Genomic DNA, 21193 nt, shown 5'->3' on the forward strand with positions numbered 1-21193 from the left:
ATGGAGATCGACGACGACCGCTCACCCTTTCGGCCTAGAATCCGCGGCCATGACGAATGAGCGGCCGACCCGGCCCGGACGCCCCGTCGTCGGCCTGTCGGTGCGGGCGCTGATCGCGCTCGTCGTCGTCACGGCGAACGTCGGTGGCGCCGCCGTCGTGCTGGTGATCGCGGCGTTCGTGCTGCCCCGCGAGCAGCTGCTCGACGCCGCCGGGATCCGTCTGGTGAACCTGGCCGTGCTCGGCGGCTACCTGCTGGTCGCCATCCCGATCGGGATCTTCTTCGGCCGCCGCGCGCTGACCGTGCGCCGGCGGGCGTCGGACCCGGAACGCACCGAACGACGGCTGGTGCTGCACGGCCCCGCCCGGATCACCTCGGCGATCGCGCTGCTGTGGTTCCTCGCCGCCGTGCTGTTCTGCCTGCTCAACCTGCGGTACTCGGGCCGGCTCGCGTTCTCGGTGACGTCGGCGGTCGCGATCGGTGGCGTGACCACCTGCGCGCTGTCGTTCCTGCTCGTCGAGCGGATGCTGCGCCGCGCAGCGGCCCGGGTGCTGTCCGGGCGCCCGCCGCGGCGGCGCCGGCTCGTCACCGGCGTGATGCTGCGGTCGGTCGGGTTCTGGGCGCTCGGGACCGCGGTCCCGCTGGCCGGTGTGATGCTCGCCGGCCTGGTCGCGCTCGTGTTCGGCGACGCCTCGCCGACCCAGCTGGCCGTCACGATGCTGGCGCTGGGCGGGACCGCGATCGGCACCGGGCTGCTGACGACGATCGGTGCGGCCCGCGCCATCGCCGACCCGGTCCTCACCGTCCGGCGGGCGCTCGCCCGGGTGCAGGACGGCGACCTCGACGTCCGCGTCCCCGTCTACGACAACACCGAGCTCGGCCAGCTCCAGGCCGGCGCCAACCAGATGGTGGAGGGCCTGCGGGAGCGCGAGCGGATCCGCGACCTGTTCGGCAGGCACGTCGGCCGCGACGTCGCCGAGGCCGCCGCCGCGACCGACGGCGTGGTCCGTCTCGGCGGCGAGGTCCGGCCGGTCGCGGTGCTGTTCGTCGATCTCGTCGGATCGACGAGCATGGCCGCGCGGCGCCCGCCCGAGGAGGTCGTCGCCCTGCTCAACCGGTTCTTCGGCGTGGTCGTCGAGTGCGTGGAGAGCTCCGGCGGGTGGATCAACAAGTTCGAGGGCGACGCCGCGCTGGCCATCTTCGGGGCGCCGATCGACCTGGACGACGCCCCCGGCGCCGCGCTGGCCGCGGCCCGCTGCCTGAGCGACCGGCTCGCCGACGAGATGCCCGACGTCGAGGCGGGGATCGGTGTCTCCGCCGGTGATGCCGTCGCGGGCAACCTGGGCGACCCGCGCCGCTACGAGTACACGGTGATCGGCGACCCGGTGAACGAGGCCGCCCGGCTGACGGAGCTGGCCAAGTCGGTCCCGGGCCGGGTCGCGGCGTCGTCCCGCGCGATCGACGCGACCGGCGCCGAGGCGCGCCGGTGGCGCTCGGTGGAGACGGTGACCCTGCGCGGGCGGGACGAGCCGACCGGGATCTGGGTGCCCGTCGAGCACACCGAGGCCCCGCAGGAGGAGCCGGTGCCCGCCGGCGACACGGACTGACCGGCCGCCGTGCCCCTGCCCGACCGGAACGGTCATGCGTGACTGGACCCGTCGAGTCGGGCACGATGCCGCCATGAGCAGCGCTGCCTCGGGCTTCAGCGACCAGACCACCGCCGCGATCACTCGGGCCCGCCGGCACTCGGTGGGCGACCTGCTGCACCGCACGGCGATCCGCTACCCGGACAAGCTCGCCGTCGTCGACGGGGACACCCGCTGGACGTTCACCGAGTTCGACGCGGCGGTGAACCGCTGCGCCGCCGCGCTCACCGAGCAGGGCCTCACGAAGGGCGACCGGCTCGCGCTGCTGTCGCACAACTGCCACCAGTTCGCCGTCCTGGTGTTCGCCACCGCCCGGCTCGGCGTCGTGCTCGTCCCGATCAACTTCATGCTGAACGCGGAGGAGATCGCCTTCATCCTCGACCACTCCGGGGCCAGGGCGTTCGTCGTCGAGGACGCGCTCGCCGCCACCGCGGAGAAGGCGCTCGCGCAGGCCGCGGAGCCGGCGCCGGTGCGGGCCTGGATCGGGCTGTCCGGCCAGGTGGCGACCGGGGAGTGGGTGGACCTCGACTCGTGGATCGACGGGGAGGGCGACCCGGGCCAGCCCGACGTCCACGTCGGCGACGACGACCCGCTCCGCCTGATGTACACCTCGGGCACCGAGTCCCGGCCCAAGGGCGTCATGCTGCCCAGCCGGTCGCTGATCACCCAGTACGTGTCCTGCGTGGTCGACGGCGGCATGGAGCACGACGACGTCGAGCTGCACTCGCTGCCGCTCTACCACTGCGCGCAGCTGGACTGCTTCCTGTCGGTCGACGTCTACCTGGGCGCGACCAGCATCATCCTGCCCGTGCCGGACCCGGCCCGGCTGCTCGAGACGATCGAGCGGGAGCGGGTCACCAAGCTGTTCTGCCCGCCGACGGTGTGGATCTCGCTGCTGCGGCACCCGGACTTCGACTCCCGCGACCTGTCCAGCCTGCGCAAGGGCTACTACGGTGCCGCGGCGATGCCCGTCGAGGTGCTGCACGAGCTGTCCCGGCGGCTGCCCGACGTGCGGCTGTGGAACTTCTACGGCCAGACCGAGATGTCGCCGCTGGCCACGATCCTGCGCCCGGAGGAGCAGCTGGAGCGGGCCGGGTCGGCGGGCCGGGCGTCGCTGAACGCCGAGACCCGCGTCGTCGGCGAGGACGGCGAGGAGCTGCCGGTCGGTGAGGTCGGCGAGATCGTGCACCGGTCCCCGCACGCCGCCCTGGGCTACTACGGCGACGAGGCCAAGACCGCCGAGGCGTTCGCGAGCGGCTGGTTCCACTCCGGCGACCTCGGCGTGATGGACGCCGAGGGGTACCTGAGCGTCGTCGACCGCAAGAAGGACATGATCAAGACCGGTGGGGAGAACGTCGCCTCCCGGGAGGTGGAGGAGGCGCTCTACCTGCTCGACGGCGTCGCCGAGGTGGCGGTCTTCGGGGTCTCCCACCCGCACTGGATCGAGGCGGTGACCGCGGTCGTCGTGCCGAAGGAGGGCGTGACCCTCACCGAGGACCAGGTGAACGCGCACGCCCGGGAGAAGCTCGCCGGCTACAAGCGACCCAAGTACGTCGTGTTCGCCGACGGGCTGCCCAAGAACCCCAGCGGGAAGATCCTCAAGCGGGAGCTGCGGACGGCGCACGGGGACCTGGGCGCTGCGCGCTCGTGAGTGGTTGTCGCGGTCTGGACCGCATGCTTGTTCTCAGGACATCCGACACAGTTGATGTCTCGGCACATCGAGGACACTGAGTAGCCCGCTGGCCGGGTTGGTCGATCCTGGTGATCGACCAGCCTGGTCCAGGTGGGTGGAACAGGGTTCGAGATGGATCCCGACCTCGTCGCGGCGGTCGCCCGGGCCGCCGCCGGGCAAGAGATCAACATCGCTCGGGTGTGCCGAGAACTCGGCGTGTCCCGGTCGGTGTTCTATCGCAAGCTGTCCCGTTTCCGAGACCAGGGCAGCACCGGTCTGGCACCGCGTTCACGTGCCCCGCACACCCGTCCCAGCGCGGTGGCCGAACACGTGGCCGAGGCGGTGGTGCGGGCCCGCAAAGAACTCGCCGACCAGGGCTGGGACCACGGAGCCCAGACCATCCGCTGGCGGCTGCTCGACGCGGCCCGCACCGGCCGCAGCCCCGGCAGCAGCCCTGGCAGTAGCGCCGGCAGCGGCCCTGGCAGTAGCGGCGGCAGCGGCCCGGCACTCGAGCAGGCCGAGGTCCCGTCGCGGGCCACGATCCACCGGCTGCTGGCCGACCGCGGCCAGATCACCCCGCAACCACGTAAACGACCCCGCCGCAGAACGCACCGGTTCGTCCACCCGGCCCCGAACGCGGTCTGGCAGATCGACGGCGCCCAGACCGTCCTGGCCGATGGCCGGCGCGCCACGGTGGTGCAGGTCATCGACGACCACTCCCGGCTCGACATCGCCTGCCACGCCGCGAGCAGCGAGAACGGCGAGGCCGCCTGGGCCGCGCTCAGCGCCGGCTTCGCCCGCTACGGCCACCCGGCCTGCGTGCTCTCCGACAACGGCACCGCCTTCTCCGGCCGGCGCCGCCAGTGGCCCCTGGTCGACCTCGAACGCCGCCTGGCCGCGCTGGGCATCACCACCATCGTGTCCTCGATCGGACACCCACAGACCTGCGGGAAGAACGAACGCGCCCACCAGACCCTGCAACGCTGGCTCGCCGCCCGACCCACCCCGGCCACCCTGACCGAACTCCAGAACCTGCTCGAGACCTACCGGCAGGGCTACAACCACCGCCGCCACCAAAGCCTCGACGGCGACACCCCGCACCAGCGTTTCCACACCCGCGAACCCGCCCGACCGGCCGGACCCGCACCCCGCATCGCCGGACACCTCACCCGCACCGTCTCCGAGACCGGAGTCATCAGCTTCTCCGGAACCTCGATCGGTCTGGGCCGCCGCCACGCAGGCACCACCGCGGAGGTGTTCTGGCAAGGCGACCGCGTCACCATCCTCATCGACGACGCGGTCGCCGCCAGCCTTACCCTCGATCGCAGCGTCCGCTACCAGCGGACCACCAGCAAACCGTCCACGATGTGCTGAGACAGATCTGTCTCAGATGTGCTGAGACACGACACGCGGTCTGGACCGCACTGACCACTCACGGGTCAGTCGGTGATCCCGTACTGCCGGATCTTGCGGTAGAGCGTGGAGCGGGCCAGGCCGAGCGCGGTGGCGGCAGCCTTCCGGTTGCCGGCGGCGTCGCGCAGCGCCGCGACGATCGTGTCCCGCTCGGCCTGGTCGACGGCCCGCAGCGTGCTGCGCGGCGCGCTCTGGCACGAACCGGGCAGGTCGGTGGGCTCGATGCTGCCGACCGGGCGCCGGCGCAGCGCCGCGTCGAGCGCCGCGCGCAGCTCGGTCACGTTGCCGGGCCACCCGTGCCGGGCGAGCGTCCGCAGCGCCGCGGGGGCGAGCCGGACCTCGCGGTGCGGGGCGAGCTCGGCGAGCAACCCGGCGGCCAGCACGGGCAGGTCGCCGGAGCGGTTGCGCAGCGGTGGCACGCTCGCCGAACGCCGGAACCGTGCGAGGAGGGCGTCGTAGGCGGGCCCGCGGCCGGTGTCGTCGCCCGCGGTCGCGGCGATCCGCAGCCCGGGACGGAGCCGGGCGTCCTCGAGCGCGGTGGTGAGCGGGCCGAGCACGCCGTCGGGGAGGCGGTCGACGTCCCGCAGCACCAGCAGCCGGCCGTCGCCGGGGCCGCGCAGGCCGGTCACGACGGCCCCGGGTGCGGCGGCCACCTGCTCCGGGTCCAGCGTCACGACCTGTCCCGGACCGTGCACGGACCGGTCGGCGTCGGTGAGCATCCGGGTCCGGCCGGACCCCGCCTCGCCGAGGACGAGGACGGCGCACGGCTCCTCCCGCAGCGCGCCGGTGACGGTCGTCCAGGCCGCGCGCCACGCGGGGGAACCGCGCCCGGGCCCGCCACCCGGGCGGCGCCCGGCCGCAGCGTCGTCGTCGCGGGGGACCGAGACGGTCCCGACCATGCCGGCGTCGGCCGGGCCGGCGGCGACGGTCGTCCCGCGCAGCCGCACCCGGGTACCGGAGGGCAGGTCCACCCAGGCGTCGGTGGACGGGGTCCGCCGCATCACGAACCGCATGTGGTCCTGCAGCGCGATCAGGTCGCCGGGGTCGAGGAGGGTCTGGACCCGCACGTTGGTCAGCACCGTGCGGTCGCCGACCGCGAGGACCGCCCGGCGGCCGCGGGCGTCGATCCGGGAGTAGGCGTCGAACAGGGCCTGCTGGGCGGGGTCGCGGTCGCGGAGCAGTCCCTCCTGGATCCGCGCCGCGGACGAGCGGACCAGCGAGTGCAGCACCGGCGACGAGTGGTCGGACCGGCAGCTGATGTCGAGCACGCCCTCGATCCGCCCGGTCAGCGGATCCCGCACGGGCGCGCCCGCGCAGGCGTACTCGTGCAGCCGCTCCACGAAGTGCTCGGCGCCGACGATGTGGACGGACTCCCCGGACTCCAGCACCGTCCCGACCCCGTTGGTGCCGACGGTCTCCTCGCCGTAGCCGAAGCCCTGGGCGAAGTGGTTGCCGTCGGCGAGCCGCCCGATCGACGGCGCGGTGTCGCGGCGCACGAGCAGCCGGGCCCGGTCGTCGGTGAGGGCCACGCAGACGGGGACGTCGGCGAGCTGCTCGACGAGATGCTCGATCACCGGCAGGGCACATCGGACGAGCCGGGACCCGAAGTCGAGGTCCGGGTGGTAGCGGTTCGCGATCGCGGCCGGGTCGACGCCGCGCGCGACGCTGCGCCGCCACGACGCCGCCACCCGTCCGCGGACGCCGGGCAGCACGCCGCCGCCGTCCAGCAGACCGGCGCGGGCGGAGGTGAGCAGCCTGCGATCGGCCTGGACGTCAGCCATGCGCCGCACCTCTCTGTGGGGTCCCTCACATCATGCGGGCACGGTCAAGCCCGGCCCGTGTCCGAGATTGGGACACCCTCCGTACCGGTGCCGGGACCTAGCGTCGGCCGCGTCCCCGCTCAGTGCCGACCAGGGAGGTCTCCGCCATGACCGGTGCCGCCACGACCGCACGCGACCAGGACGCAGGCAGCGACGACGCCGGCCACGTCGACGTCCTCGTCGTGGGGGCCGGTGTGTCCGGCATCGGTGCCGCGCACCACCTGCGGGAGCGGTTCCCCGACCGGACCTTCCTTCTCCTGGAGGCCCAGGACGACCGCGGCGGGACCTGGTGGACGCACCGCTACCCCGGTGCACGCTCGGACAGCGACCTGTTCACCTACGGGTACCGGCACAAGCCGTGGCGGGGCCCGTCGATCGCCGCCGGCGACGAGATCCTGTCCTACCTCGACGAGGTGATCGACGAGGACGACCTCGCGGGCCGGATCCGCTACCGGCACCGGGTCACCGCGCTGAGCTGGTCCTCGGAGGACGCCCGGTGGACGGCCGAGGTCACCCGGACCGACACCGGCGAGCAGCTCCGGATCACCGCGTCGTTCCTGTGGATGTGCCAGGGCTACTACAACCACGACGAGCCGCACACCCCCGAGTGGCCGGGCACCGACCGGTTCGAGGGCCGGATCGTGCACCCGCAGGCCTGGCCGGACGACCTCGACACCAGCGGGAAGCGGGTGCTCGTCATCGGCTCCGGTGCGACGGCGGCGACCGTCGTCCCCGCGGTCGCCGGCGACGCCGAGCACGTGACGATGCTGCAGCGCTCGCCGTCGTACTGGTTCCCCGCGCCGACGGTGCACGAGCTCGCCACGATGCTGGAACCGCTGGACCTCCCCGACGAGTGGACCCACGAGATCCTGCGCCGCACCTACGTCCAGCAGCTCGACTGGCTCGCGACGACCGGCCGCGACGATCCCGACCAGTTGCACGAGTTCCTGGTCGGGACGATCCGCCCGCTGCTGCCCGAGGGCACCGACGTCGGCAGGCACTTCACCCCGGCCTACCGGCCCTGGCAGCAGCGGATCGCGTTCGTCCCGGACGGCGACATGTTCACCGCCATGCGGGAGGGGCAGGCCTCGATCGTCACCGACACGATCACCGAGTTCACCGAGAAGGGCGTGCAGATCTCGTCGGGCGAGGTGCTGGAGGCCGACGTCGTCGTCACCGCCACGGGGTTCGACCTGTCGGTGTTCGGCGACATCCCGTTCCGGGTGGACGGCGAGCCGGTCGACTTCACGCGCCGGGTCACCTGGCGCGGGCTGATGATCAGCGGGGTGCCGAACATGGCGTACTCGTTCGGCTACTTCCGGCACAGCTGGACGTTGCGGGTGGACCTGAACAACGACGTCGTCGCGCGGATCTTCGACCTGATGGCCGAGCGGGGCGCCGCCACCGTCGTCCCCGAACTGCGCCCCGGCGACGCGGACATGCCGCTGCTGCCCTGGACGGACCCGCAGAACTTCAACCCCGGCTACGTCCTGCGCTCCCAGGACAAGATGTTCCGCCAGGGCGACCGGGAGCCGTGGATCCACCAGCACGAACACGAGCACGACCGCACGACGCTGCCCGAGGCCGACCTCGACGACGGCCTCACCTACCGCTGACCCACCCGCATCCGCCCCCGCATCGGAGGAGATCCCCGTGCCCCAGACGACCGTGCGCACCGGCGTCACGCTGAACTACGAGATCAGCGGCAGCGGCGACCCGTTGCTGCTGATCATGGGAACGTCCGGCTCGATCCCGCTGTGGGGCGAGCTGTCCGGCCGCCTGGCGCAGACCCACCAGGTGATCGCGTTCGACAACCGTGGCCTCGGCGGCAGTGACCGCGGCGCGGGCCCGATCGACGTCGCCACCCTGGCCGAGGACGCCTCGGGCCTGCTGGAGGCGCTCGGGATCCCCCGGGCGCACGTGCTCGGCTGGTCGCTCGGGTCGGCGGTCGTGCAGGAGCTCGCGCTCGCCCACCCCGAGCAGGTCGCCTCGGCGGTGATGTACGCGACCTGGGGTCGCTGCGACGGGTTCCAGCGCTCCGTGCTCAGCGCCCTGCGGCTGCCCTACGTGCACCGGGACATGGAGTCGGCGCTGGCCACGGCGGGACTCGCGTTCTCCCCGCAGCTGCTCGACCATCCCGACTTCGGGGCGATGATGGAGCCGATGCTGCCCGCGTTCCCGCAGAACGAGGCGCAGATGCAGGTCACCGTCGAGCAGTGGGACGCCGACCTCGCCCACGACTCGCTCGACCGCCTCGGCGGGATCACCGCGCCGACGCTCGTCCTGGTGGGCGAGCAGGACCTGCTCACCCCGCCGTGGCAGGCGAAGAAGGTCGCCGACGCCGTCCCCGGGGCCCGCTACGAGCTCGTCACCGGGCCCGGGTCGAGCCACGGCATGCACATCGAGCGCCCCGAGGAGCTGACGAAGATCGTCACCGGCTTCCTGGCGAGCGCTACGCGCTCGTGAGTGGTTGAGACGGTCCTGACCGCGACAACCACTCACGAGCGGCGCAGCCGCCCCCAAAGGAAGGCCGAGGCGAGCGCCGACATCCGCGCCGCCTGCGCGTTGTCCGCGGCGCCGCCGTGGCCGCCCTCGATGTTCTCGTAGTAGGTGACGTCGTGGCCGGCCTCGTCGAGCGCCGCGGCGAACTTGCGTGCGTGGCCCGGGTGCACCCGGTCGTCGCGGGTCGAGGTCAAGAGGATCACCGGCGGGTAGGCCGCGGCGGGGTCGATCAGGTGGTAGGGCGAGAAGGTCCGGATGAACTCCCAGTCGTCGGTGTCCGGGTCGCCGTACTCGGCGGTCCACGACGCCCCGGCGAGCAGGTGGCTGTAGCGCTTCATGTCCAGCAGCGGCACCTGGATGACGACCGCCCCGAACAGCTCCGGGTAGCGGACCAGCATGTTCCCGGTCAGGAGCCCGCCGTTGCTGCCGCCCTGCACGCCCAGGTGCGCCGGCGCGGTGATCCGCCGGTCGATCAGGTCGCGGGCGACGGCGGCCATGTCCTCGTAGGCGCGCGGCCGGTTCTCGCGCAGCGCCGCGCGGTGCCAGCGGGGGCCGTACTCGCCGCCGCCGCGGATGTTCGCGACGGCGTAGACCCCGCCGCGGGCCAGCCAGGACCGGCCGATCGCCCCGGAGTAGCCGGGGGTCAGGGCGATCTCGAAGCCGCCGTAGCCGTAGAGCAGGGTCGGTGCGGTCCCGTCGAAGGGCAGGTCCTCCGGGCGGACCAGGAAGTACGGGACGCGGGTGCCGTCGTCGCTGGTCACGAAGTGCTGCTCGATGACGTGCGTCGACGCGTCGAAGAACGACGGCGAGCTCTTCAGCGTCTCGGGCTGCTCGCCGACCGTCGCGATCGCCAGCGTCGACGGGGTGAGGTAGTCGGTGACGGTGAGCCAGACGTCGTCGCACTCGTCGGGGTCGACCGCGGACACCCCGACGCTGCCGAACTCGGGCGCACCGGTGAAGGGGGACCGGGCCCAGCCGTCGTCGCCCGGGGTGAGGACCGACAGCCGGTTGACGACGTTCTCCAGCACGTTCAGCACGAGGTGGTGACGGGTCCAGGTGTACCCGGCCAGCGACGACTCGTCGGTCGGCGCGAACAGCACCTCCCAGGCCGGCGTTCCGGCCATGACGTCGTCGAACCGGGCGGCGAGCAGCGACCCGGCCGGGAACGTGCCCCAGTCCTCGCGCAGCTCCAGGACGAGCCACTCGCGCTCGACGTCGGCGACCGCGGAGTCCGGGACGGGGATCTTGCGCAGCACGTCGCCGTCGACGAGGAACAGCTCGTCGGAGTAGAAGTCGATCGCCCGCCGGACGAAGTCCCGCTCGTGACCGGGGGTCTGGTCGTGGAACGCCGAGACCGACAGGTCCTCGACCGTGCCCTCGAAGACGACCGGCGCCTCGGCGAGCGGGGTGCCCCGGGTCCAGCGCCGCGCGATCCGCGGGTAGCCGGAGCTCGTCGTCGTGCCCTCGCCCAGCTCGGTGGAGACCCAGATCGTGTCCCGGTCGATCCAGCTGACCCCGCCCTTCGCCTCGGGCCGGACGAAGCCGCCGGGCACCCAGTCCTTCGCCTCGACGTCGAACTCGCGGGTGACGTCGGCGTCGGCGCCGCCGCGGGAGAGGTCGACCAGCGCGCGGTCGAGGCCCGGCCGCAGGAACCGGGCGCCGTGCCAGACCCAGTTCTCGCCCTCGGCCTCGTTGAGGGCGTCCACGTCGAGGAGGATCTCCCAGTCCGGCTCGGGCTTGCGGTACTCCTCCGGCGTCGTGCGCCGCCACAGCCCGCGCGGGTTCCGCTCGTCGGTCCAGAAGTTGTAGTAGTACCCGCCGCGCCGGGTGACCCACGGGATCCGGTCGCGGGAGTCGAGCACCTCGCGGACACCGGACTCGAGCTCGCCGAACAGCGTGCTGCCGGCCAGCTGCTCCTCGGTACGGGCGTTGCGGGCGGCCACCCACTCCAGGGCCTCGCCGCCGGTGACGTCCTCGAGCCAGGCGTGGGGGTCGTTCGTCATGCCCCGATCATGGCTCAGATCAGGTAGTCGGTGTCCCGCGCGTCCGTGATCAGCATCCGGCCGGGCTCGTGGGTGATCGCCAGCGGCAGCCGCGACTCCAGCACGGCGGCCTGCGGGGTGACGCCGCACGCCCAGAACACCGGCACCTCGCCGTCGGCGATCGGGACCGGGTCCCCGTAGTCGGGCGCGTCGAGGTCGGTGATCCCGAGTGCCCTGCCGCCGTCCCGCCCGCCCGAGCCGATGTGGACGGGTGCGCCGTGCACCTCGGGGTAGCGGGCGGTCACCGACACCGCCGTGTCGACGAGGTGCGCCGGCACCGGCCGCATCGACACCACGAGCGGCCCGGACATCCGCCCGGCGGACCGGCAGCGCCGGGTGGTCCGGTACATCGGGACGTTGGTGCCCCGCGCCAGGTGCCGCACCGGCACGCCCTCGGCGAGCAGCGCGTTCTCGAAGGTGAAGCTGCACCCGATCAGGAACCCGACGAGGTCGTCCCGCCAGCGGTCCACGACGTCCGACGGCTGGTCCACCAGCTCGCCGTCGGCGTAGACCCGGTAGCCGGGCAGGTCGGTCCGGATGTCGCCGTCGAGGAGGGCGCCGCCGAGCTCACCCGGCTCCAGGACGTCGAGCACCGGGCACGGCTTCGGGTTGCGCTGTGCGAACAGCAGCACGTCCCAGGCGAACTCGCGCGGGACGGCGATCAGGTTGGCCTGGGTCCAGCCGGCGCACCAGCCCGACGTCGGCGTGGACAGCCCGGCGCGGAACCGCTCCCGGGCCCGGGCCGGGGTGAGCCCGGCGGTCACAGGAGTCACGGCGCGAACGCCCGGATCCCGACGCCGGCCCGGGCCAGCGCGTCCCGCACCCGTTCCGCCATCGCGACGGCACCCGGCGAGTCCCCGTGCACGCAGGCGGACTCGGCCCGCACGGCGACGTCGGTGCCGTCGACCGCGCGCACCACGCCCTCGTCGAGCATCCGGACGAGCCGGTCGGCGGCCTCCCCGGCGTCGGAGAGCAGTGCGCCGGGCTCGCGGCGCGGCACCAGCCCGCCCTCGGGGGTGTACCCGCGGTCGACGAAGAACTCCGGCACCGCCCGCAGCCCCGCCTCCTCGGCCGCCCGCAGCAGCTCGGAGCCGGGCAGGCCCAGGACCGGCAGCGACGGGTCGTAGGCGCGGACGGCCTCGGCGACGGCACGTGCCTGCGCGGTGTGGGTGCGGGTCGCGTTGTAGAGCGCCCCGTGCGGCTTGACGTAGCGCACCCGGGAGCCGGCGACGCGGCTCAGCGCCTCCAGGGCGCCGATCTGGTAGAGCACGTCGTCGGTCAGGGCGGACGGCTCGACGTCGACGAACCGGCGTCCGAACCCGCGCAGGTCGGGGTAGGACACCTGGGCCCCGATCACGACGCCGGCCTCCGCCGCCCGCGCGGTGGTCGCCCGCAGCGTCGAGGGGTCGCCGGCGTGGAAGCCACACGCGACGTTGGCCGAGCTGACCAGCCCGAGCATGGCGTCGTCGTCGCCGAGGGTCCACTGGCCGTAGGACTCGCCGAGGTCGGCGTTCAGGTCGACGGTCACAGCGCCGAGGTTCGTTCCGCCGGCTTCTCTCACAGCTGCCCCAGGTTCTGCGCGACGAACTGGTACCCGATGAACAGTGTCACGAGCCAGCCGGCGACGCCGATCCCCAGCAGCCACCGCGGGTACCGGTAGCCACCGAGCAGGTCGCGCCGCCGCCACGCCACCCACAGCAGGACGGTGAACCCGATCGGCAGGATCAGCCCGTTGAAGGCACCCGCGAAGATCAGCAGGGTGACCGGCGCGGCACCGGCGAGCAGGAACACCGCCGTGCTCAGCACGATGAACCCGATGGTCAGCAGGTTCGTCGTGCGCTGCGGCGTCGACTTCGTGGTCAGGAAGGAGACCGAGGTGTACGCGGCGCCGATCACCGAGGTGATCGCCGCGGCCCAGAGGATCAGGCCGAACAGCCGCACGCCGATCTCACCGGCGGCGGCCCCGAACGCGGCGGCGGTCGGGTTCTCCGCGCCGGCGAGGTCCACCCCGCCCGAGACGACGCCGAGGATCGCGAGGAACAGCAGCACCCGCATGACGGCGGTGACGACGATCCCCTGCACCGAGCTGCGGGCGACCCGGCCGGCGTGCTCCGGGCCGGACAGCCCGGAGTCGAGCATCCGGTGCGCGCCGGCGTAGGTGATGTAGCCGCCGACGGTGCCGCCGATGAGGGTGGTGACGACCAGCCAGCTGACCTCGTCGGGAAGGACGGTCTGGCGCAGCGCGTCGCCGACCGGTGGGTCCGACACGACGGCGACGTAGGCGGTCAGCCCGATCATCAGCACACCGAGGACGACGACGATCCGGTCCAGCGCCGCGCCGGCCCGGCGGATCGTGAAGATCGCGATCGCGAGGACGGCGGAGATCGCGCCGCCGACCGCGGCGTCCAGCCCGAACAGGGCGTTCAGGCCGAGCCCTGCGCCGGCGACGTTGGCGATGTTGAACACCAACCCGCCGACGACGACCAGCGCGGTCAGCACCCAGCCCGCGCCGGGTGCGACCCGGTTCGCGAGCTCGTGGGCGCGCATCCCGGAGACGCCGACGATCCGCCAGACGTTCATCTGGATCGCGATGTCGACCAGGATCGACACCAGGATCGCGAACGCGAACGCGGCACCGAGCTGGGCGGTGAACTGGGTGGTCTGGGTGATGAAGCCGGGCCCGATGGCGCTGGTGGCCATCAGGAACATCGCCCCGAGCAGCGCGCTCCGGGTCGTCCTGCCGGACGTCCCCGTCGTGCGTTCCGTGTCCTCGCTCATCGCCGCCTCCCGGGGCCGTCTGCGCGGTGGATCGGTGGAGTGTGTCGGATTGTTCAACGATCCTGCAATCCCACGAGGGAACATTCCTCGTTAGGATCGTGTGTCGTGACCGCCCCGAACCTGTCCGTCCAGGACGCGCTGGCCTCGCTCGCCGCGTCCAGCTCGGTCGTCGTCCCGGCCTCCGAGCGGGTCGCCGACCGGATCCGGATCGAGGTCGCCGAGGCCCGCCTGCGGGTCGGGGCCCGGCTGCCCGAGCAGGCGCTCGGCGAGGCGCTGCAGGTCTCCCGGAACACGCTGCGGGAGGCACTGTCCCAGCTCATCGCCGAGCGCGTGCTGGTCCGCATCCCGAACCGGGGCGTGTTCGTCGCCCGTCCCGAGATCGACGACGTCCGGGACGTCTACGCGGCCCGCCTGGTGATCGAGCCGGGCGCGGTCCGGTTCGGTGCGCACGCCGGTGACCCGGCCGCCCTGACCGCCGTCCGGGTGGCCTACCGGGGCGGGCGCGCCGCCGCGGACGCCGGCGACTGGGCCGGCGTGGCCGACGCCAACCAGCACTTCCATCGCGAGATCGTCGCACTGGCGGGGAGCCCGCGCCTGGAACGCGAGATGGGGCGCCTGCTGGCCGAGATGCGGCTGATCTTCCAGCGGATGCCGGGGGTGCGGGAGTTCCACGAGCCCTACCTGGCCCGCAACGGCGAGATCGCCGAGCTGCTCCTCGCGGGGGAGACCGAGCGGGCCGCCGACGAGCTGGCCCGGTACCTCGCGACCGCCCGGGACCAGCTGCTCGACGCCTACGCGCTGCTGCCGGGCGGGGCCGCCGTCCCGCACTGACCCGGAATGTCCCGGTCAGGTGTGCAGGTCACCGGCCCGGAGGAGCACGGCGGCCCGGTGCCCGGCCCGGATCCGTTCGAGCGGACGCACGCCCGGGGGCAGCGGCACCGACCGCCCGCGCCCGACGGCGACGACCACCGCCTCGGCATGCAGGGGCTCGGCGACCGCGACGAGGAACCCGGCCTCCGGTGGGGGACCGGTCCCCGGCTCCCCCGCCCACGAGGTCTGTCGCCCGTGCGGCAGGTCCGCCAGCACCAGGTCCGGCTCGATGCCGCCGAGCGCGGTCCGCACCGCCTCCGGGTCACCCGCGTCGGCGACCCCGACCCGCCACTCCGGGCGGCTCGCCGGGATCGTCGCCCGCGCCGCCGCGGCGGCGACGGCGTAGGACTCCTTGCCGTGCCGCGCGGCCAGACCGTCCAGGGTGGACGCCCGGTCGTCGAGCCCGCCCGGTGCGAGCAGGCCGAGGTTGCGCCGGGCCAGACCGAGCGGTGCGGGATCGGCGTCGGTGCCGGCGAGGACGGCGATGCCGGGACAGAGCAGCCCGAGCACCGCCAGCGACACACCGGCGCCGCAGCACGGGTCCCACACCGTCACCGGTCCCGGTCCGAGCCGCTCCCGGGCCCGTCCGGCCAGCTCGACGGTCAGCCGGACCGGCAGCGTCGGCCGTCCCGGCGCGGAGACCAGGACCGCGTCGAGTGCGGCGTGGTTCGCGGCCGGGGCGTGGCGGTACTGCACCGGCCCAGTCTCCCGCGGCGCGCCGGTCGCGATCAGTCCCGGGTGCGCCGGTGCAACCACACGGTGACGCCGCCGACCAGCAGTCCGACGACGAGCAGGGCGATCAGGATCTCCGCTCCGCCGGGCGTCTGCGCCATCCCGATGAGGTAGCTCAGCGGGAGGCCGAGGACGAGCGCCAGGATCAGGATCCAGGCGACGATCCGCCGGGTCGCGGGACCGGAGGGACCGGGGGTGTTCCGTTCGTGCTCCACGCCCGATGTGTACCCGGTGTCCGGTGATCCGCACCGTCCGGCCTCACCCGGTGTTCTTCATCCCGGCCGCGATGCCGTTGATCGTCAGCAGCAGGGCGCGCTCCAGGTCCGGGTCCGGTTCGTCGCCCGCGGCCCGGCGCTGGGCCAGCAGCTCCACCTGCAGGTGGTGCAGCGGCTCCAGGTAGGCGTTGCGCACCGACAGCGTGTTGCGCAGCACCGGGTGCCGGGCCAGCAGCTGCGACTCGCCCGTCACCGCGAGGAGCTCCCGGCAGGTCAGCTCGTGCTCGGCGCGGATCTGGGAGAACAGGCCCTGCTGCTCCGGCTCGACGAGGGTCGCGACGTAGTTGGACGCGATCCGCAGGTCGGTCTTCGCCAGTGTCATCTCGACGTTGCCGATCAGGTTCCGGAAGAACGCCCACTGCCGCATCTCGGCGAGGTCCTCGGCGTAGCCGGCCTCCCGCGCGGCGCGCAGGCCGGAGCCCAGCCCGTACCAGCCCGGCACGACCATCCGGGTCTGCGTCCAGCCGAACACCCACGGGATCGCGCGCAGGTCGTCCAGGGTGGGGGTGCCCTGCCCGGGCCGCTTCGACGGCCGCGACCCGACGTTGAGCCTGCCCAGCTCCTCCACCGGGGTGGCGGCGGTGAAGAAGACCGGGAGGCCGTCGTCGCCGACCAGCCGCAGGTAGGTCTCGGTGGCGGCGGTGGACACGCACTCCATCACCTCGTCCCACCGCGCCAGCACGTCGGCGGGCCAGCGCGACGCCTGGTGCAGCAGCGTCGCGTCCAGCATGGACGCGAGCAGGATCTCCAGGTTGTCGTGCGCCAGGCTCGGCAGCGAGTACTTGTCGGAGATGACCTCGCCCTGCTCGGTGAGCTTCATCGTCGCGTCCACCGACCCGAACGGCGCCGACGCGATCGCCTCCCCGGCGGGCCCGCCGCCGCGGCCGACCGAGCCGCCGCGGCCGTGGAACAGCCGCAGCCGGACGCCGTGCTCCGCGGCGACGTCGCGCAACTGGCGCTGGGCCCGGTGGATCTGCCACTGCGACGCGGTGATCCCGGCTCCCTTGTTGGAGTCGGAGTAGCCGAGCATGATCTCCTGCAGGTCACCGCGGTTGCGGACCTGCTGCCGGTAGCCGGGGTCGGCGAGCAGGCCCTCCAGCAGCTCGCCCGCCTTCGACAGCTCGTCGACCGTCTCGAACAGCGGGACCAGGTCGATCGACGACCGCGGGTTCTCGCCCCCGATCTCCACCATGTACGACTCGCGGGCCAGGACGGCGACGGCGAGCAGGTCGTCGACGTCGCGGGCCATCGACACGATGTAGGTCCGCACGACGTCCGGCCCGAACTCGTGCTGCAGCGCGTGCACGGTGTCGAAGGTGTCGAGCACCGGGCCGGTCGCCTCGGGGACGCCGTAGTGCCGCCGGACGAGCGGACGCTTGCCGCGCAGCTCCGCCGACAGCAGTGCGCGGCGTTCGTCGCGGGTCAGCTCGGCGTAGGGCTTCTCCAGCTCGCCGAGCTCGTCGTAGATCGCGCCGAGGGCGTCGTGATGCTTCTGCGAGTGCTCCCGCACGTCCAGCTCGACCAGGTGCAGGCCGAGCGCCCGGGCCGAGCGGATCGCCCGGGCCAGGGTGCCGCCGGCGATCCGTGCGCCGTGGTGGCCGCGCAGCGACCGGTCGACGACGAGCAGGTCGTCCACTTAGCCGGCGCTGCCCAGGTAGTCGACGCCTGGCTCGTGCGGGCCGCGGGCGGCGATCCGGCGGCGGGTGTTCTCCAGCCGGGCCGCCACGTAGGACAGCTTCAGGCGGTACGGCTCGTGCGCGTTGAGGCGGATGAACCGGTCGTGGACGTCCGGCAGGGCGCGCCGGTCACGGGCGAGCGAGCCGCGCAGCTCCTCGGAGACGCCCATGACCCGGGTGGACACCGACAGCTCGAAGACCAGCTGCTCGACGAGCTTCGCGTGGATGCGCAGCGCCCGGTCGGCGTTCAGTTCGAGCACCTCGCGCGTCACGGCGGGGGTGACGTTCGGGTTGCCGTCGCGGTCGCCGCCGACCCAGGAGCCCAGCACGAGCGGCCGGGTGTCGTCGGGGATCTCCAGGCCCGCCTCGGCGGCCTCGTGGGCGAACTCGTCCAGCAGGTCGGGGACCGTGCGCTCGCCGAGCCGGGCGGCGAACCAGGCGATGTTGCGGGCCTCGTCGATCACCATCGGCTTGCCCGGGCGGATGTCGTCGGTCTGCCACAGCAGGTCCACCAGCGCGGCGAGCTCGGGATCGGGGGCCCCGCGTTCGAGGGCGTCCACGACCCGGCGCAGGATCCCCAGCACGGACTGCCGGGTGGACTCGGTGGGGTGGGCGGTGAAGACCGGGCGCAGCTGGGTGCGGGCGAGGACCTCGGCGACCTCGTCCGGGTCCGCCTCGGACGCGAGCCTGCGCAGCACGGTGCGCAGCGGGCGGGCGTCGGCGGGACGCAGCGCACGCAGCTCGCGGGAGCGGTGCAGCTGCTCGGCGACGTTGGTCAGCTGGAAGTACTGGGAGAACGCCCGGGCCAGCAGCACCGCGGTACCGGTGTCGATGCCGTCGAGCAGGGCGGCGACGACGTCCGGTCCCGCCTCCCCGCGGGCGGAGTCGCGGGCCGCGTGGCGCACCCGCTCGACCAGCTCCAGGACCTCCGGGCCGGCCTCGTCGGACAGCGTCTGCCCGAGCAGCGTGGAGAGCCGCCGGATGTCCGCGCGCAGCGCCTGGTGCTCGGACTCGCTCACGACGCCGGAGTGCGCGGACAGCGAGTCCGGGGCGAGCTCGGCGGACCCGGAGCTCTCGGAGTTCTCGGTGGGGTCGGCACCGTTCACGGTCCGGGTCACGGCTGTGCTCCGTTCTCCGCGTGCGGACGCGGGGTGGTGGCGGGCCGCTCGCGTCGTCGGGAACGGGATCAGCGCGCATCGTCCCCCGGGACGCGGACCCGCGGCCATTCCTGGGCCTCCCCGTTACTCCCGCGCAACACGACTGCTCGGGTGGCCCGGATCGCACAGCCTCGCGCATCATCGAACACGAACGCACGCGTCTCGTGGAGGAAGCCATGGCCCGCTGGCTGCGCCGCACACCCGGCGTCACCCGTCCCCGGATCGAGTTCGGGGCCGACTACAACCCCGAGCAGTGGCCGCGGGAGACCTGGGGGTCCGACATCGCCCTCATGCGCGAGGCCGGGGTGACGGTCGCGACCGTCGGCGTCTTCTCCTGGGCCCGGTTGCAGCCCGCGCCGGACCGGTGGGACTTCGGCTGGCTCGACGAGGTGCTCGACCTGCTGGCCGACGGCGGGATCGCGGTCGACCTGGCGACCGCGACGGCGTCCCCGCCGCCGTGGCTGCACCACCGGCACCCCGAGATCCTCCCGGTCGACGCCGACGGCCGGACCGTGTGGCCGGGCGGACGCCAGCACTACCGGCCCACGTCGCCGGTGTTCCGCCGGTACGCCCTCGACCTGGTCCGGCGGATGGCCGACCGCTACGGCGGGCACCCGGCGCTGGCCGCGTGGCACGTGTCCAACGAGCTGGGCTGCCACAACGTCCACGACCACTCGTCCGACGCCGAGACCGCCTTCCGGTCCTGGCTGCGCGAGCGCTACGGCGACCTGGACGCGCTCAACCACGCCTGGGGCACCTCGTTCTGGTCCCAGCACTACGGCGACTGGGCGGAGATCCGCACCCCGCGCACCGTCGGGCCCGGGACGTTCCCGAACCCCACCCAGCTCCTCGACTTCGCCCGCTTCTCCTCCGACGCGCTGCGCGAGCACCTGCGGGCCGAGGTGGCGGTGCTGCGGGAGGTGACCCCTGACGTCCCCGTCACCACGAACTTCATGGTGATGGGCGAGACCAGCGGGATGGACTACGCGAGCTGGGTCCCGGAGATCGACATCGTGTCCAACGACCACTACGTCGTCCCGGGGCCGGACGCCCGCGACGAGCTGTCGTTCTCGTCGAACCTCACCGGCAACCTGGCCGGCGGGGAGCCGTGGTGGCAGATGGAGCACTCGACGTCGGCGGTGAACTGGCAGCCGGTGAACCGGGCCAAGCGGCCCGGCGAGCTCGCCCGGGACTCCCTCACCCACCTCGCGCACGGGGCCGACGCGATCTGCTACTTCCAGTGGCGCCAGTCCACGGCGGGTGCCGAGAAGTTCCACTCGGCGATGGTCCCGCACGCCGGGCCGGACTCCGCGGTGTTCCGCGACGTCACGGCCCTGGGCGCGACGCTCGCGGAGCTCGCCCCGGTCGCCGGGGCCCACCGGGTGCCCGCCCGGGCGGCGATCCTGTGGGACCAGCCGTCGTGGTGGGCCGCCGAGCAGCCCTTCACCCCGACGACGGAGCTGCGCTACAAGGCCGAGGCGCTCGGCTGGTACCGGGCGTTCCTCGACGCCGGGGTGCGCGCCGACGTCGTCCCCGCCGGGGCCGGGCTCGCCGGGTACGAGCTCGTCGTCGCGCCGGTGCTGCACGTCGTCGGGCCGGACCGGGCGGCCGAGCTCGCCGCGTTCGTCGACGGCGGCGGGCACCTGGTCACCACCTACTTCTCCGGCACCGTCGACGAGTCGGCGCACGCCGTTCCGGGCGGGTACCCCGGTGCGCTGCGCGACCTGCTGGGCGTCCGGGTCGAGGAGTTCGCCCCGCTGGACCCGGGCGCCACGGTCCTGCTCGACGACGGCGGCACCGGTGACCTGTGGAGCGAGCCGGTGCAGGTCGTCGACCCGTCGGTGGAGGTGCTCGCCCGCTACACCGGCGCGGGCACCGACCCGGGTGCGCCGGACCTGGCCGGGCTGCCCGCGGTGACCCGGCGCCCGGCCGGACGGGGCTCGGCGAGCTACGTCTCGACCCGGCTCGCCGACCGCGCCCCGCTGCTCGGACGGCTGCTGCGCCGGGCCGGGATCGTGCCGGAGCTGCCGGGGGAGCTGTGCGGCCGGGTGGAGCTGGTCCGCCGCGAGGGCTTCCGGTTCCTGGTGAACCGGGGGGACGCCCCCGTCGACCTGACCCCGCTCGGAGAGGCCGAGACCCTGGCCGGCCTGCCGCCGACCGTGCTGCCCCCACGCGGGGCGACGGTCCTGCGCGACTGACCTGCACGGTTCTGCCCCCGCCGGGGCCGGAGCGTGCTGGTCGACTCCGTGACACCGAGGCGAACGCCCCGCCGCACGAGGTGCGGCGGGGCGTTCCCGTGGGTGCGGCGGGTCAGGCGGGGGCGGCGTCCATGTCCTGCTCCAGCAGCTCCGCCAGGGCGGCGACGGCGGCCTCGCCGTCGGCGTCGTCGGCGGCGGTGAGGACGACCTCCTCACCGGACTGCACCCCGAGGCCCATCACGGACAGGATGGACGCGGCGTCCACCGGCCCGCGGGTGCCGTCCGCGGTCGCGATGGTGACCTTCGCGGGCTGCTGCTTGGCGGCGGTGCAGAACAGGTTGGCGGGGCGGGCGTGCAGCCCCACGGACGAACCGACCTTCACGCGGCGCTCGGCCATGTCGGTGCTCCTCTCG

Annotated in this window: 15 protein-coding genes and 1 pseudogene; 7 read left to right on the forward strand and 9 right to left on the reverse strand. The window is 73.7% G+C overall.

Features of this window, described 5'->3' with window-relative positions:
* Positions 1-49 precede the first annotated feature (49 nt).
* From PP1_RS18145 to PP1_RS18155, 3 genes are all read left to right on the forward strand, one after another.
* Positions 50-1606 (forward strand): adenylate/guanylate cyclase domain-containing protein, encoded by a 1557-nt coding sequence (locus PP1_RS18145; RefSeq protein WP_010243615.1) that lies wholly within the window; start codon positions 50-52, stop codon positions 1604-1606.
* 73 nt (positions 1607-1679) lie between these two features.
* Positions 1680-3296 carry an acyl-CoA synthetase gene (locus PP1_RS18150; RefSeq protein WP_010243613.1) on the forward strand — a complete coding sequence of 539 codons (1617 nt, stop codon included), beginning with the start codon at positions 1680-1682 and terminating at the stop codon, positions 3294-3296.
* A gap of 132 nt (positions 3297-3428) precedes the next feature.
* Positions 3429-4691, forward strand: coding sequence for a DDE-type integrase/transposase/recombinase (locus PP1_RS18155; RefSeq protein ID WP_249265922.1), 1263 nt, complete (start codon positions 3429-3431; stop codon positions 4689-4691).
* A gap of 65 nt (positions 4692-4756) precedes the next feature.
* Here the strand turns inward: PP1_RS18155 and PP1_RS18160 are convergent, their stop codons facing one another.
* Complete coding sequence (locus PP1_RS18160; RefSeq protein WP_075314828.1) at positions 4757-6511, reverse strand: sigma-54-dependent Fis family transcriptional regulator; 1755 nt, start codon at positions 6509-6511, stop codon at positions 4757-4759.
* 146 nt (positions 6512-6657) lie between these two features.
* Here PP1_RS18160 and PP1_RS18165 point away from each other — a divergent pair, with 146 nt between their 5' ends.
* Positions 6658-8166, forward strand: a complete 1509-nt coding sequence (locus tag PP1_RS18165; RefSeq protein WP_010230883.1) for a flavin-containing monooxygenase — start codon at positions 6658-6660, stop codon at positions 8164-8166.
* 37 nt (positions 8167-8203) lie between these two features.
* The gene (locus PP1_RS18170; RefSeq protein ID WP_010230880.1) at positions 8204-9016 is read left to right on the forward strand and encodes an alpha/beta fold hydrolase; all 813 of its coding nucleotides are present in this window, start codon (positions 8204-8206) and stop codon (positions 9014-9016) included.
* Between the two features lie 32 nt (positions 9017-9048).
* On the opposite strand, the gene PP1_RS18175 is transcribed toward PP1_RS18170, so the two are convergent.
* Genes PP1_RS18175 through PP1_RS18190 form a run of 4 tightly spaced genes read right to left on the reverse strand, consistent with a single transcriptional unit; the run spans position 9049 to position 13872 of the window.
* Positions 9049-11055 carry a prolyl oligopeptidase family serine peptidase gene (locus PP1_RS18175; RefSeq protein WP_010230877.1) on the reverse strand — a complete coding sequence of 669 codons (2007 nt, stop codon included), beginning with the start codon at positions 11053-11055 and terminating at the stop codon, positions 9049-9051.
* A gap of 14 nt (positions 11056-11069) precedes the next feature.
* On the reverse strand, positions 11070-11858 hold the full coding sequence (locus PP1_RS18180) for a putative hydro-lyase (RefSeq protein WP_010230875.1): 789 nt from the start codon (positions 11856-11858) through the stop codon (positions 11070-11072).
* A gap of 5 nt (positions 11859-11863) precedes the next feature.
* A complete protein-coding gene (locus PP1_RS18185; RefSeq protein WP_010230872.1) occupies positions 11864-12622 on the reverse strand; it encodes a LamB/YcsF family protein in 759 nt (252 codons plus the stop codon).
* Positions 12623-12651: 29 nt separating this feature from the next.
* Positions 12652-13872 carry an NRAMP family divalent metal transporter gene (locus tag PP1_RS18190; protein WP_010230869.1) on the reverse strand — a complete coding sequence of 407 codons (1221 nt, stop codon included), beginning with the start codon at positions 13870-13872 and terminating at the stop codon, positions 12652-12654.
* 105 nt (positions 13873-13977) lie between these two features.
* Here PP1_RS18190 and PP1_RS18195 point away from each other — a divergent pair, with 105 nt between their 5' ends.
* On the forward strand, positions 13978-14703 hold the full coding sequence (locus PP1_RS18195; RefSeq protein ID WP_060574568.1) for a GntR family transcriptional regulator: 726 nt from the start codon (positions 13978-13980) through the stop codon (positions 14701-14703).
* Positions 14704-14718: 15 nt separating this feature from the next.
* Here the strand turns inward: PP1_RS18195 and PP1_RS18200 are convergent, their stop codons facing one another.
* The 3 genes and pseudogenes from PP1_RS18200 to ppc form a co-directional block, all read right to left on the reverse strand.
* Entirely contained in the window at positions 14719-15438 is a 720-nt protein-coding gene (locus tag PP1_RS18200; RefSeq protein WP_029239577.1) for a hypothetical protein, read from the reverse strand.
* Positions 15439-15470: 32 nt separating this feature from the next.
* Positions 15471-15689 (reverse strand): hypothetical protein, encoded by a 219-nt coding sequence (locus PP1_RS18205; RefSeq protein WP_010230857.1) that lies wholly within the window; start codon positions 15687-15689, stop codon positions 15471-15473.
* A gap of 43 nt (positions 15690-15732) precedes the next feature.
* Positions 15733-18651: pseudogene (gene ppc, locus PP1_RS18210) on the reverse strand (phosphoenolpyruvate carboxylase).
* 107 nt (positions 18652-18758) lie between these two features.
* Between ppc and PP1_RS18215 the strand changes: the two are divergent.
* On the forward strand, positions 18759-20780 hold the full coding sequence (locus tag PP1_RS18215; protein WP_010230855.1) for a beta-galactosidase: 2022 nt from the start codon (positions 18759-18761) through the stop codon (positions 20778-20780).
* A gap of 112 nt (positions 20781-20892) precedes the next feature.
* On the opposite strand, the gene PP1_RS18220 is transcribed toward PP1_RS18215, so the two are convergent.
* Positions 20893-21177, reverse strand: coding sequence for an HPr family phosphocarrier protein (locus PP1_RS18220; protein WP_010230853.1), 285 nt, complete (start codon positions 21175-21177; stop codon positions 20893-20895).
* Between the last annotated feature and the right edge of the window lie 16 nt (positions 21178-21193).

Source organism: Pseudonocardia sp. P1 (assembly GCF_000178675.2).
In the GTDB taxonomy this organism is placed as follows: Bacteria; Actinomycetota; Actinomycetes; order Mycobacteriales; family Pseudonocardiaceae; genus Pseudonocardia.